Annotated in this window: 9 protein-coding genes and 1 pseudogene; 9 read left to right on the forward strand and 1 reads right to left on the reverse strand. The window is 71.5% G+C overall.

Translation table 11 applies throughout. From position 1 onward, the window contains the following. Positions 1-29 precede the first annotated feature (29 nt). Positions 30-1,028, reverse strand: coding sequence for a hypothetical protein (locus tag KBX00_RS02500; RefSeq protein ID WP_210822719.1), 999 nt, complete (start codon positions 1,026-1,028; stop codon positions 30-32). Positions 1,029-1,153: 125 nt separating this feature from the next. Here KBX00_RS02500 and KBX00_RS02505 point away from each other — a divergent pair, with 125 nt between their 5' ends. The 9 genes and pseudogenes from KBX00_RS02505 to KBX00_RS02540 all read left to right on the forward strand — a co-directional run bounded on the left by KBX00_RS02505 (position 1,154) and on the right by KBX00_RS02540 (position 14,137). Beyond that, complete coding sequence (locus KBX00_RS02505) at positions 1,154-2,443, forward strand: adenylosuccinate synthase (protein WP_210822721.1); 1,290 nt, start codon at positions 1,154-1,156, stop codon at positions 2,441-2,443. Positions 2,444-2,658: 215 nt separating this feature from the next. Beyond that, positions 2,659-2,775: pseudogene (locus KBX00_RS29035) on the forward strand (type IV toxin-antitoxin system AbiEi family antitoxin domain-containing protein); the annotation flags it as partial. 93 nt (positions 2,776-2,868) lie between these two features. Next, entirely contained in the window at positions 2,869-3,570 is a 702-nt protein-coding gene (locus KBX00_RS02510) for a hypothetical protein (RefSeq protein ID WP_374225237.1), read from the forward strand. 84 nt (positions 3,571-3,654) lie between these two features. Continuing rightward, entirely contained in the window at positions 3,655-4,905 is a 1,251-nt protein-coding gene (gene purD / locus KBX00_RS02515; protein ID WP_210822725.1) for a phosphoribosylamine--glycine ligase, read from the forward strand. A gap of 173 nt (positions 4,906-5,078) precedes the next feature. Continuing rightward, on the forward strand, positions 5,079-5,585 hold the full coding sequence (locus KBX00_RS02520; RefSeq protein WP_210822727.1) for an RNA polymerase sigma factor: 507 nt from the start codon (positions 5,079-5,081) through the stop codon (positions 5,583-5,585). Beyond that, positions 5,582-6,178, forward strand: a complete 597-nt coding sequence (locus KBX00_RS02525) for a hypothetical protein (RefSeq protein WP_210822729.1) — start codon at positions 5,582-5,584, stop codon at positions 6,176-6,178. Before KBX00_RS02520 ends, KBX00_RS02525 begins: the two co-directional genes overlap by 4 nt. A 118-nt stretch (positions 6,179-6,296) precedes the next feature. Continuing rightward, the gene (locus KBX00_RS02530) at positions 6,297-6,929 is read left to right on the forward strand and encodes a hypothetical protein (RefSeq protein WP_210822731.1); all 633 of its coding nucleotides are present in this window, start codon (positions 6,297-6,299) and stop codon (positions 6,927-6,929) included. A 142-nt stretch (positions 6,930-7,071) separates the two neighbouring features. Then, entirely contained in the window at positions 7,072-9,093 is a 2,022-nt protein-coding gene (locus tag KBX00_RS02535) for a flotillin family protein (protein ID WP_210822733.1), read from the forward strand. Next, the gene (locus tag KBX00_RS02540; RefSeq protein ID WP_307867963.1) at positions 9,086-14,137 is read left to right on the forward strand and encodes a DNA repair ATPase; all 5,052 of its coding nucleotides are present in this window, start codon (positions 9,086-9,088) and stop codon (positions 14,135-14,137) included. Before KBX00_RS02535 ends, KBX00_RS02540 begins: the two co-directional genes overlap by 8 nt. The last annotated feature ends 114 nt before the right edge of the window (positions 14,138-14,251 follow it).

A 14,251-nucleotide genomic window follows, 5' to 3' on the forward strand; every position in this document is an offset into this window, starting at 1 on the left:
CCGGCCTCCGGTGCGCCGGCCGGCTCGGGTCAGGTTGTCCAGACCGCCCAGGCACCCGGCTCGGTCCACCAGGACCGCTTGCGCGTCAGCTGCCCCGTCACACCGTCGTCCAGGTACGGCAGCGCCGCCTCGTCCCGAGGCAGCACAGAGGCGGCCCGGCCCCGAGCCCGCCGGACCTCCAGGCGTACCCGGCGGCGACCGAACCGTGACCGGGCGACCACCGGTACGGCCACCGCCACCTCGACCAGGCCGTCGGCCGGGTCGGGCCCGGCCAGCAGCGTCACGTCGTCGAGCCGGGCGTAGCCGCCCGCGTTGCCGATCGCGCAGGCGAGCAACGGTTCGTCGCCGTTCGACAGCACGGCGTCGTCCACCTCCACCCGACCGCGCCAGGGCAGCGGGGTGCCGTCCGCACCGGCGGCACCGAGCAGCGCGCCGTCCAGCGTCACCGAGCCACCGTCATGGCGCAGCAGGTCGAGCCGGCGGGGCGAGCCGTCCAGCACCGCGGCGGCCACCACCGCCGGGTCGCGGGCCAGCCCGAGCTGCGCGGCCAGGTCGCGGTGCGTCGTGCTGCGAGCCGGATCGAGCGGCAGTACGCCGACCGGTGGCAGGTCCGGCACGGTCCGGTTGCCGGCCAGGTCGGTCGGGCGGCGACTGGGCGGCGGCGCGTACCGCCGGACCATGCGGCGGAGCACGGCGCGCAACTGTGCGTCACCGGCCACGGCCACCACGAGCCGGGTCTTGGCGTCGGTGTCCGGCCAGGTGAGCCCGTCGGGGCGTGGCGGCCCGTCCAGCCGGGCCAGCACCTCGTCGATCTCCGCGTCCGACCGGGCGGTCACGGTCTCGACCCGGGCACCCCGGGCAGTCAACTCATCGGAGCAGGTCAGCACCGGTACGCGCGGCGTCTCGCAGCGTTCCTCGCGCTCCTTGGCGGCGTCGGTGCCGCCACCACAGCAGGCTCCGCCGCTGCCACACCCGGCTCCCGGAGCGTCCCGCTCGGAGCCGAGGGTGAGCAGCACCACGTCGTACACGGGTAGCGCCTCCTGCTGTTGCCGACGCGACCCCTGCCGGTCGCGCCGTCACTACTTGTTAGCCTGACACCCCGGGCTCGCTGACCGGTCGCCATCTGGCACCCGAGCCTTCTGGAGGCGAGAAGATGCCAGCGATCGTGCTCCTCGGCGCCCAGTGGGGCGACGAGGGCAAGGGCAAGGTTACCGACCAGCTGGGTGGGCGGGTCGACTACGTCGTCCGCTTCTCCGGCGGCAACAACGCCGGTCACACGGTGATCACCCCGGACGGGCAGAAGTACGCCCTGCACCTGATGCCGTCGGGCGCACTCTCCCCGAACGCCGTGATCGTCATCGGCAACGGCGTGGTGGTCGACCCCAAGGTGCTGCTCAGCGAGATCGACGGCCTGGCCGAGCGGGGCGTCGACGTGTCCCGGCTGCGGATCTCCGGCGACGCGCACCTGATCATGCCGCACCACCGGGCGCTCGACCGGGTGGTGGAGCGGTACCTGGGCAGCTCGCGGATCGGCACCACCGGCCGGGGCATCGGTCCCGCGTACGGCGACAAGGTGGCCCGGATGGGCATCCGGGTGCAGGACCTGCTGGACCCGGGCATCCTGCGCAAGAAGCTGGAACTCGCGTTGCGCGAGAAGAACCAGGTGCTGTTCAAGGTCTACAACCGCAAGGCGATCGACGTCGACGCCACCATCGAGGAATACCTCGAGTACGCGGAGCGGCTGCGGCCGTACATCGCGGAGACCCGGGCGATGCTCTGGGACGCGCTGGACCGTGGCGACACCGTCCTGCTGGAGGGTGCCCAGGCCACCATGCTCGACATGGACCACGGCACCTATCCCTTCGTCACCTCGTCCAATCCGACGGCCGGCGGGGCGTGCGTGGGCACCGGCATCCCACCGACCGCGATCACGAAGGTGATCGCGGTGAGCAAGGCGTACACCACCCGGGTCGGTTCCGGACCCTTCCCCACCGAGTTGTTCGACGACAACGGCCAGCACCTGCGCAAGGTCGGCCACGAGTACGGCACCACCACCGGTCGGGAACGCCGCTGCGGCTGGTTCGACGCGGTCGTCGCCCGGTACGCCTGCCGCGTCAACGGGGTAACCGATCTGGTGATCACCAAGCTGGACGTGCTCACCGGCCTGCCCACGGTGCCGATCTGCGTCGGCTACGAGATCAACGGCAAGCGGGTCGACGACATGCCGATGACCCAGACCGACTTCCACCACGCCGTCCCGATCTACGAAGAGCACCCGGGCTGGTGGGAAGACATCACCAAGGCGAGAACCGAGGACGACCTCCCCGACAACGCCAAGCGCTACCTCGCCCGCATCGAGCAACTCTGCGGAACCCGCGTAAGCGTAGTAGGCGTAGGCCCCGGCCGCGAAGAAAACGTAACCCGCCACCCCCTCCTCCCCTAACCCCCCGCACCTCGCCGGGTACCACCCCGATACCTCCGCGTTGATCATGAAGTTGTTGTCACCGGTGCGGCGTGTCGGGAGCAATAACTTCATGATCAACGGGTCAGGCAGAGGGGTTATCCACAGGTATGGGCTGGGTTTTCCACAGGGGGTTTAGTCGATCTTCGTAGCCCGGGACAGTCGGCCGGGTGGATGCGTTGACGGTGGTCCGACGGGTGGCGGCCACACAGGACTCGGTGGTCACGTTGGCTCAGGCCCGTGCCGCCGGGCTGACAGTGCACGAGGTGCATCGGCTCTGCCGCGCCGGCCGATGGCGCACGGTGGCCAGAGGTGTCTACCTGGTGGATGCGGATCTGCACGACGGGGTGCCGCGCCGGGCGCGGATCCGGGCGGCGGTAGCGTCATTCGGCCCCAGTGCCGTTGCGGTGCTGGCGACGGCCGCCGAGCTGTACGGCATCGCAGGCGTCCAGCGGTCAGAAGAGATCCACGTGTCGGTTCCGGGCATCGCCGCGCGGCCGATGAGACCGAACGATCCGCGGGTGACGCTGCACCAACTCGCGATCGAGCCGACACAACTCGTTGAGGTCGCCGGGATCGCCGTCACCGAGCCGGTACGAACAGTCGCGGATCTCATCCTGAGGTTGCCCCGCTATCCGGCGGTGTGCCTCGTCGACTCCGCGCTCAACCAGGGATTGGTCCAGGATGAAAATCTGCCCGCCATCAATCGCCTCATCCGGGGACGGCGCGGAGCGGTAGCGGCCCGTGGTTACCTCACCGAGGCGGACTGCCGGGCACAGTCTCCGCTGGAGACGCGCACCCGGTTGCGGTGCGTTGACGGAAAGGTCCCGCCCGACGTCCTCCAGATGGAGGTACGAGACCACGATGGCTATCTGCTCGCCATAGGTGATCTGGGTTGGCGGCGATACCGAATCATCGCGGAGGCTGACGGGAAGAGCTCGCACAGCGCACCCGCCGCTGTCTTCACAGACCGCCGCAGGCAGAACCGACTGCTCAACGCCGGCTGGGCCGTTCTCCGCTTCACCTGGGCCGACACCCTCCAGGCCGAGTACATCCCCTGGACGGTCCGCCAAGCCATGCAGATTGCCGCCGAGCGCGGCCGATCATGAAGTTGTTGTCCGAGAATCGGCGTGTCGGCAGCAATAACTTCATGATCAACGCGCTGTCGGGGTGGGTCGGTAGGATGACTCGGCGTGCGGGTTCTTCTTCTTGGTGGTGGAGGGCGGGAGCATGCGCTCGCCCTGGGGTTGGCCGATGATTCATCCGTTGAGGCGCTGATTGCGGCACCGGGTAATCCGGGGATCGCGGCGGTGGCGGAGTTGCGGGCCGTCGATCCGGTCGATCCGGTGGCGGTGGCGGGGCTCGCCGTCGAGGTGGGCGCGGACCTGGTCGTGATCGGGCCGGAGGCGCCACTTGTCGCCGGGGTCGCCGACGCGGTTCGGGCCAAGGGCATCGCGGTCTTCGGGCCGTCGGCCGAGGCGGCCCGCCTGGAGGGCTCCAAGACCTTCGCCAAGGAGGTGATGACGGCCGCCGGTGTTCCCACCGCACGGGCCTACCCGTGCACCGACGAGGCGAGCACGGCTGCTGCCCTGGACCGGTTCGACCCGCCGTACGTGGTCAAGAACGACGGGCTCGCCGCCGGCAAGGGCGTGGTGGTCACCGACGAGCGCGCCGCAGCCGAGGCGCACGCCCGCGAGTGCGGTCGCGTGGTGATCGAGGAGTACCTCGCCGGCCCCGAGGTGTCGCTGTTCGTGGTCACCGACGGCGAGACCGCGGTGCCGCTGCTGCCGGCGCAGGACTTCAAGCGGGTCGGTGACGGCGACAGCGGCCCGAACACCGGCGGCATGGGGGCGTACGCGCCGCTGCCGTGGGCGCCGGCGGATCTGGTGGACGAGGTCATGCGGGACGTGGTGCACCCGACGCTCACTGAGATGCGCCGCCGGGGCACGCCCTTCTCCGGCCTGCTCTACGTCGGGTTGGCGATCACCGCCGACGGTCCCCGGGTGATCGAGTTCAACGCCCGCTTCGGTGACCCCGAGACCCAGGTGGTGCTCGCGCTGCTGGAGACGCCGCTGGGTGGGCTACTGCACGCCGCCGCCACCGGCACCCTTGCCGACCATCCGCCGCTGCGCTGGCGTACCGGCGCCGCGGTGACCGTGGTGGTCGCCGCCGAGGGTTATCCGGCGGGGCCGCGTACCGGCGACGTGATCAACGGCGGCGAGCAGCCCGGCGTGATCCACGCGGGTACCGCCCGCCGGGCCGCCGACGGCGCCCTGCTGTCCGCCGGCGGCCGGGTCCTCTGTGGTACGGCCACCGGCCCGGACCTGGCCGCCGCCCGGGAGGCCGCCTACCAGGTGGTACGCGGGATCGAGCTGCCCGGATCGCACTACCGCCGGGACATCGCCGCCGCCGCGGTCGACGGCCGGATCACCCTTCCCGCCTGATGGGCGGGTGTTGGCGCAGGTTGAGAAGGGACACTGCTGGTCTGCCTAGCCGGTGCTGCGGGTGCTCGTTGGCCGCGCTGCCGTGATGCGTCCCGTCCGTTGGTGAAAACCAACGGCCGACACTGCAACTGGACGCACCGGTGGCGGCGTCTCTAACCGGTGAGGGAGGTGGGATGGACGCCGACGAGTTCGAGACGTTCGTACGCGAATCCGCACCGGCGCTGCGTCGGTACGCCCGCGCCGTCACCGCCGATCCGGGCCAGGCCGAGGAACTCCTCCAGCAGACCTACGTACGGATGGCCACGGCGTGGCACGGCCCGCTGGCCGGCGGCGGTCCACTCGCGTCCGCGAAGGTCACCATGGTCCGGCTGCACGTGGGTCGGCTGCGGACGATCGCCCGTTGGGTCCGGTCGGTTGCGGCCGCGCGAACGCCGGTGGGTGCCGACCAGGTCGATCAGGTGGCCGACGGTCAACTGCGCCGGCTGCTCGCCGGGCTCGCCCCGTTGCAGCGGGTGGTACTGGTCATGACCTATCTGGACGACCTGGATGACGAGTCGATCGCGGCGGCGATCGGACGTCGCCCGGGGACCGTCCGATCGCTGCGTCATCGCGCCCTCGGCATCGTGCGGGCCGGATTGCCGACCGCCCGGGTACGCCCGGAAATGGAGGCGGCGGGATGACCGACATCCGCGACGCGCTGCGCGGGGTGTGGAGCGCCGACTCCGGGCCGCCCGCGCCGGACCCGCTACCGGCCGTGCGGGCCCGCCTGCGCCGTCGCCGCAAGCTGCGGGCCGCTGCCGCCGCGCTCGCCTCGTGCGCGGTCGTCGGGTTGGCGGTGTTCATGGCCGCGACCGCACGGCACGACGAATCTTCGCCGCCCCTTGCCGGGCCACCCGCCAGCCCGGTCGCACCCGAGCTACGGGGCCTGCCGCCCGATCTGCGGCCGGTCGACGCCACCGACGCGGTGCTGCGGATGGCTCGGCCGGAGGTGGTGCCGGCCGGCACCCGGTCGGCGTACGAGGGATCCGGTCCGGTCTCCCGGGTGGTCGCGGTGTTCGACTTCGAGGCTCCGCTGGGCCTGCCCGGCACACCGCGCGAGGTGGACGTGACGACCCGCGCCGAGGTGATGGCCACGGATGAGCCGGCGACGTCGACGGCGTACCTGTCGGCCTGGGCACCGGACGGGCGCTGCTGGTTCCTGGCGGTGACGGCACCGGACGTCGAGACCCGGTCGTCGACGATGGACGCCCTCATCGAGGCCAATCTCGGTTGAGCGACCGTTCAGGCCGGCTGGACCGGCCGATCGGCCACCGTCGGGCGTTGACATCCCATGTCACGATCATCGTGCCGGTGGCCGGACAGGGGCCACCGGGACGGGGAAGGAGGACGCGGTGACCGGCTTTCTCGGCGCGGCGCTCAGCTTTCCGACCGTGCTGTTCAGCTTCCTCCTGGTGGTCGTCGTCGGTTACTGGCTGCTGGTGTTGACCGGCGTGCTGGATCTCGGCGACGACCTCGACGTCGACGGCGTACCCGGCACCGTGCTGGCCGGTCTCGGGCTGGGCGGCGTGCCCAGTGCCGTGATCTTCTCCCTGCTCGTGGCGGTGGCCTGGTTCGTCAGCCTGGCCGGCACCGCCCTGCTGGACGGCCTCGGCCTCGGCTCCGGCACCCGGATCGCCGTCTCGGTCGGTGTCCTGCTGGCCGCCGCGGCCTGCGCCTGGCTGGTGACCCGCCTGATCGCGGTGCCGTTGAGCCGGCTTTTCCCGACCGAGACGGACGCCACCCGGCACGCCTTCGTCGGTCGCCTCTGCGTCGTACGCACCGGCACGGTCACCGCCGACTTCGGTCAGGCCGAGGTGACCGCGGCCGACGGTTCGTCGGCGGTGGTGCAGATCCGGCAACCGGGCGACGAACGGATGCCGGCCGGCAGTTCCGCGTTGATCTACGACTACGACACCGACGGCGAGTTCTTCTGGGTGATGCCCGCCGGACCCGCCTTCGACCCGCTGAGACACGTCCCCGAATAGTTCACCACCAACCCGCCGAGCGCAGCCGGTCAACCCCCTTCGGCCGGCCCGCCCCACGCTGCCCCTGAGCCGCCCCGAAAGGAGGATGCGCGGCGTCCCGTCCGGCCTTCCCGGCCGGTCGCCATCGCACGCGCGCCCAGCCATGGATGTCATCACCACCGGTATAGGCGTACTCCTCGCCGTCGTCCTGCTCGTCGCGCTCGGCGTGGTGTTCATGGTCAGCCGGCTGTTCCGCAAGGTCGAGCAGGGCAAGGCCCTGATCGTGTCCAAGGTGCGGCGGGTCGACGTGACCTTCACCGGCGCGGTCGTGCTGCCGGTCCTGCACAAGGCCGAGACCATGGACATCTCGGTCAAGACGATCGACATCGAACGGACCGGCAACGAGGGTCTGATCTGCCGCGACAACATCCGGGCCGACATCCGGATCACCTTCTTCGTCCGGGTCAACAAGACCGTCGAGGACGTCATCAAGGTGGCGCAGGCGATCGGCACCGCGCGGGCCAGCGACCGGGAAACCCTCCAGGAGCTGTTCAACGCGAAGTTCTCCGAGGCGCTCAAGACGGTCGGCAAGCAGCTCGACTTCGTCGACCTCTACACCAAACGCGACGAGTTCCGCGATCAGATCATCCGGGTGATCGGCACCGACCTCAACGGCTACAGCCTGGAGGACGCGGCGATCGACTTCCTGGAGCAGACGCCGATGGCGCAGCTCGACCCGAAGAACATCCTCGACGCCCAGGGCATCCGGAAGATCACCGAGCTGACCGCGCTGGAGCACGTGCGGACGAACGAGTTCCGCCGCAGCGAGGAGAAGGAGATCACCCGGCAGAACGTCGACGCGCGGGAGGCGATCCTGGAACTGGAGCGCCGGCAGGCGGACGCCGAGGCCAAGCAGCGCCGCGAGATCGAGACGGTACGGGCCCGCGAGGAGGCCGAGGTCACCCGGGTACGCGCAGAGGAGCGGCTGCGGGCGGAGACCGCGAACATCCGTACCGACGAGCAGTTGGGCGTCCAGCACGAGAATCGGGCCCGGGAGATCGCGGTCGCCGAGAAGAACCGCGAGCGGGTCATCGCCATCGAGACCGAGCGGATCGAGAAGGACCGCCTGCTGGAGGTCATCGGCCGGGACCGGGAGACCGAGCTGAGCACGATCGCCAAGGACAAGGAGGTCGAGGCCGAGAAGCGGGCCATCGCCGAGGTGATCCGGGAGCGGATCGCGGTGGAGAAGACCGTGGCCGAGCAGGAGGAGAACATCAAGCGGCTGCGGGTGGTCGAGGAGGCCGAGCGGACCCGGCAGGCGCTCGTCATCCAGGCGGAGGCCGAGGCGCAGGAGAACCTGGTCAAGGACATCAAGGCGGCGGAGGCCGCGGAGGCGGCGGCGAAGCACCGGGCTCGCGAGGAACTGGTGCTGGCCGAGGCCCGGCAGCAGGCCGCCGAGCTGGACACCCGGGCGAAGATCCGGCTGGCCGAAGGCGTCCAGGCCGAGGCGGCGGCGGCTGGTTTGGCCGACGTGCAGGTCCAGGAGCGCAGCGCCGAGGCGATCGAGAAGGTCGGGCGCGCCGAGGCCGCCGTCGAGCGGGAGAAGGCCGTGGCCGCCGCCGAGGCGGTGCGCGAGAAGCTGAAGGGCGAGGCGGAAGGTCTCACCGAGAAGGCCGCCGCGATGGCCGCGCTCGACGACGCGACCCGGGAGCACGAGGAGTACCGGCTGCGCCTGGAGTTGGAGAAGGAGGTCCGGCTGGCCGGGCTGGACACCCAGCGTCAGGTCGCCGAGGCGCAGGCCAAGCTGGTCGCCACCGGCCTGGAGAAGGCGAACATCGACATCGTCGGTGGGGACAGCATCTTCTTCGACCGGCTGCTCAGCTCCATCTCGTACGGCAAGAGCGTGGACGGTTTCGTGGCCCACTCGGACGTGGCGAAGAACCTCGCCCAGCCGTGGCTGGACGGCAGCGCCAGCTTCACCGACGACCTGGCCCGCATGGTCGGCTCGGTCGACAGCGCCGACGTGCAGAACCTCACCTTGTCGGCGTTCCTGATGCAGCAGATGCGCTCCGGCGGCGGCGACAAGGGCAAGCTTCAGGAGCTGCTGAAGGTCGCGCAGCGCCTCGGCGTGGCGGAGACCCCGGTCGCCGCCCTGGCCGGCCCACGGCAGCGCGCCGGTGAGTGAGCCGACCGCCGGTCCGGCCGCTGTCGGGCGTACGCCCGGCGACGCCGGACCGGCTCCGGCTGCCCCGGACCCGACCGGGCCGGGACTGGACGATGGCAGCTACGAGGTGCTGCGGCGGCGGCTCGGCACCCAGGCGACCGAACTGGCTCGGCGGGCGGAGGCGCTCAACGCCCGGCGGCTGGAGGTCTTCGGCAGCACCGAGCTGCGGCTGCTGAGCACCGAGCGGATCCGCACGGAGCACAACTGCGTACCCCGGGACATCGTTTCGGTGGGCGGGCTGATGCTGTTCGGCTACAACGTCTTCATCGGGTTGAAGCCGGAGACCAGTGTCGACGACGTCTTCTCGCTGCACCGGTTCACGAGGGAATCCGGCGGCTCCGGGCCGGACGCGGCCGGCCCGGAAATGGCCGGGTTCCGGTTCGACGAGGCGGGCCACGACGAGCTGCCCGGCCTGCTGCGCGACCCGCAGTTCGTCCGCGACTTCGGCGAGCTGTACCGCTACTACCGGCAGGCCCGCCTGCTGCAGCTGCGTCGGGTCGACGGCCGGCTGCTGGCGGTGTTCCAGACCGGTCCGCGCACCGAGGACATCCGGGTGCTGCGGTGGCGGGTCGGCGTCGACGGGGTACCCGAGTACCTGGACAGCCGGGGCGAGCGTGACCACGTCTTCCCGCCGTCGCACGACTTCGAGTGGACCGAGACGACCCGCGAGGACCACGTACTCGGCCGGCACCCGCACATCTCGATCGACGGTCAGGTCTTCGTGGAGACGGTCGGCGGCACGCTGACCGTGAAGGTGGAGAACAACACCGAGGTCGGCGAGGGCGTCTACAGCGAGCCGGTGGACGAGCCGTTGCAGAGCCTTGCCGACGCCGACGTGCACTGGGCCCGGGTGGGGCCGCTGATCCTGTTGCGGCTGCGGCCGTACAAGGAGACGCAGTGGCGGCACCTGGTGTTCAACACGCTCACCCGGGAGGTGGTCCGGCTCGACGGCATCGGCGTCGCCTGCCAACGGCTCCCGGAGGACCACGGCATCATCTTCCCGGGCGGCTACCACCTGGTCACCGGGGTCACCAGGACCTTCGACACCGACGTGTCGGAGCTGGAGTTCGAGCGAGTGGTGCGCTCGCCCAACGGCGAGGACGTGCTCTACGTCTTCCACGCCCGCGCCGACGGCCGAAGCCTGCTGCTGCCGTACAACGCGATCCGCAAGGAGGTGGCCGCGCCGATCCCGTGCCACGGCTTCTCGCTGTTCGACGACGGCACGCTCGTGGTGTTCCGGGCGGTGTCCGAGGAGCCGACCCGGGTGCACCCGATGCAGGTCTGGCAGACGCCGTATGTCTCGGACGCGTACGCGGCGGCGCAGCCGGCCGGCACCGGACCGCTGGAGCGGATCGGCAACGCCGACCTGGTACGCGGCATCTCGGACTGCCTGTCGGCGGCCCGGATGGTCGACGGCACCGCCACCGCCGGGGTCTACGAGGCACTTATCGCCGCCTGCGCCCGGATCGCCGACCACTACCACTGGCTCGGCGAGGACGAACTCGGTGACCTGGCCACCCCGCTGACCGGCCTGCGCCGCACCGCCGCCGCCGTGCTGGAGGAGCACGAGAAGGTCCGGACGCTCACCGAGCGGGCCCGCGCCGAACTTGACGACAGCGCCGAGCAGATCGCCTCGCTGGCCCGTCGGGCCCGCGGCGAGGCGCCGCTGACCGCCGACGACTGGGTCACCCAGTTGGGCGGCCTGCGCCGCGCCCGGGGACACCTGGAGACGCTGCGCGAGCTGCGCTACGTCGACCACGCCCGGATCGACGAGTTGGCCGCTCGACTCGACGAGGAGCTGGCGGCGGCCGGCCGCCGGGCGGTGGAGTTCCTGCGCCGCGACGAGGCGTTCACCGGTTACCAGCAGGAGGTGGCGCGGCTCGCCACCAAGGCCGGTGAGATCGGCACGGTGGCCGAGGCGGGCACCGTCCGCGACGAGCTGACCGCGCGTACCGACGGCCTGCAGACCATCACCGACGTGGTCGGCGGGTTGGACATCGCCGACGCGACGGTCCGCACCGCCATCCTGGGCCGCGTCGGCGAGGTGCTGGGCGCGGTCAACCGGGCCCGCGCGGTGCTGGACAAGCGCCGCCGGGAACTGGCCGCCGCGGAGGGCCGGGCCGGCTTCGCTGCCGAGTTCGCCCTACTCGGGCAGGCGGTCACCGGTGCGCTGGCGGCGGCGGACACTGCCGAGCGGTGCGACGAGCAGCTCGGTCGCCTGCTGCTGCGGGTGGAGGAGCTGGAGTCCCGGTTCGGCGAGTTCGACGACTTCCTCGCCGAACTGGCCACCCGGCGTACCGACATCTACGAGGCGTTCTCGTCCCGTAAGCAGGCGCTGCTGGACGAGCGGGCCCGGCGCGCCGACCGGCTCGTCGCCTCCGCCGAACGGATCCTGGTGAGCGTGCACCGGCGGGCCGGCACCCTCGGCTCGCTCGACGACATCAACACCTACTTCGCGGCCGATCCGATGGTGGACAAGCTGCGCGCGGTGGTCGAGGAACTGCGTACCCTCGGCGACGCCGTGCGGGCCGAGGAGCTGGACGGCCGGGTCCGGGCCGCCCGCCAGGAGGCCGGGCGCGGCCTGCGCGACCGGCTCGACCTGTACGCCGACGGCGGCGAGACGATCCGGCTGGGCCGGCACCGCTTCGCGGTGAACACCCAACCGATCGACGTGGCGGTGGTGCCGGCCGAGGGCCGGATGGTGGTGGCGGTGACCGGCACCGACTACCGCGCCCCGGTACGCGACGAGGAGTTCCAGCGGACCCGACGGTTCTGGGACCAGCTGCTGGTCTCCGAGTCGGCGCAGGTGTACCGGGCCGAGTACCTGGCCACCTCGATCCTGGCCGCCGCCGAGGCCGGCCGCGACGGCCCCGGCCTGGACGAGTTGCACGCGGCGGCGGTGGACGCCGACGGGTTGCGGGAGCTGGTCCGGCGGATCGCCGAGACCCGCTACGACGAGGGCTACGAGCGCGGCGTGCACGACCACGACGCGGCCGAGATCCTGCGGGTGCTGCTACGCCTGCACGCGAGTGCGGGGCTGTTGCGTTACCCGCCGGCCGATCGCGCCGCCGCCCAACTCTTCTGGCGGTACGGCACCGACGAGCCGGCCCGGTCGACCTGGACGGCGCGTGCCGCCTCGCTGGCCCGGGCCCGGGCGCGGTTCGGTCGCCCCGACGGTGCGGACGCCGCCGATCTGCTCTGCGCCCAGCTCGCCGAGGCGATCGAGGTGTTCCTGCGCGACACCGGACTGCCGTTGCCGCCCGCTGGCACCGCGCTCGCTGGCGAGTACCTGTTCGCCGAACTCGCTGCCCCGCCGGTGCGCTTCGTCACCGGCGGCGGGGCGCGCGCCCTGCTGGACCGGTTCCGCCGGGCGCTCGGCGGCTCGCAGTCCCGTTCCTCCCGCGAGTTCGACGACGACCTGCGGGCGCTCGGTGACGACCTGGCCGGCCGGTACCAGCTCGTCGAGGCGTGGCTGACCGCCTTCCTGGCCACCGACGACGGTGCTCTGTCCGGTTACGACCTGCCGGAGGCGGTCGCCGTCGAGCTGTGCGGCCCCGACCTGGCCCGCGAGGACAGCGCGGCGACGATGACCGAGACGGTCGCCGGCCTGCTCGGCGCGTACCCGCGCATCGACGGCTCCACTCTCGACGTACGGCTGGACGAGACGCTGGCCCGGACCCGCAGCTTCCGCACCGACCTGGTCCCGGCGTACCGGGACTACCAGCGGCGACGCAACGCGCTGGTGGAGGTCGAGCGGGAGCGACTGCGGCTGGAGGAGTACCGGCCGAAGGTGATGAACGCCTTCGTCCGCAACCGGCTGCTCGACGAGGTGTACCTGCCGCTGATCGGCGACAACCTGGCCCGGCAGCTCGGCGCGACCGGCGACGGCAAGCGGGTCGACCAGTCCGGCCTGCTGTTGCTGATCTCACCGCCCGGCTACGGCAAGACCACCCTGATGGAGTACGTGGCCAGCCGGCTCGGCCTGGTCTTCGTCAAGGTCAACGGGCCGGCCCTGGGCACCAAGGTCACCTCGCTGGACCCGGCGGAGGCGCCCGACGCCACCGCCCGGCAGGAGGTCGAGAAGATCTCCTTCGCCCTGGAGCTGGGCAACAACGTGCTGCTCTACCTGGACGACATCCAGCACACCAACCCGGAGCTGTTGCAGAAGTTCATCTCGCTCTGCGACGGCCAGCGCCGGATGGAGGGTGTCTGGGAGGGCCGGACCCGCACGTACGACCTGCGCGGCAAGCGGTTCGCGGTGTGCATGGCGGGCAACCCGTACACCGAGTCGGGGAAGCGGTTCCGGGTCCCGGACATGCTCGCCAACCGGGCCGACGTGTGGAACCTCGGCGACGTGCTCTCTGGCCGCGAGGAGGTCTTCGCGCTCAGCTATGTCGAGAACGCGCTCACCGCGAACCCGGTGCTGGCGCCGCTGTCCGGGCGGGACCGGGCGGACCTGGAGCTGCTGGTGCGGATGGCCCGGGGCGACGACACGGTCCGCGCCGACCAGCTGTCGCACCCGTACCAGCCGGTCGAGCTGGAGCAGGTCGTCTCGGTGCTGCGCAAGCTGCTGCGGGTGCAGCAGGTGGTGCTTGCCAACAACCAGGCGTACATCGCCTCGGCGGCCCAGTCCGACGACGCCCGCACCGAACCGCCGTTCCAGCTCCAAGGGTCCTACCGGAACATGAACAAGCTGGCCGAGCGGATCGTACCGGTGCTCACCGACGAGGAGCTGGAGGCGGTGATCGACGATCACTACCTGGGTGAGGCGCAGACCCTGGCGGCCGGGGCGGAGGCCAACCTGCTCAAGCTCGCCGAGCTGCGCGGCCGGCTCACGCCGGAGCAGGCCGCCCGCTGGGCCGAGGTGAAGGATGCCTTCCAGCGCTCGCGGGCGCTCGGCGGCTCCGGCGACGACCCGGTCGACCGGGCGGTGGGCGCGCTCGGCCTGCTCGCCGACCGGGTCAGCGGCGTCGCCGCCGCCATCGGCCGCGTCACCGACCGCTGAGCACGAAAGTGGGCGGGGGCTCCCTGCGCTACCCCGAGGACATAGCTGTTGGGGCGGGGTTCGATGCTCGTCAGGAGCGCGCCACCAGTGATCGGGCCGATTCGATTGGCGGGC

This window comes from Micromonospora sp. C95 (assembly GCF_018070465.1).
Lineage (GTDB): Bacteria > Actinomycetota > Actinomycetes > Mycobacteriales > Micromonosporaceae > Micromonospora.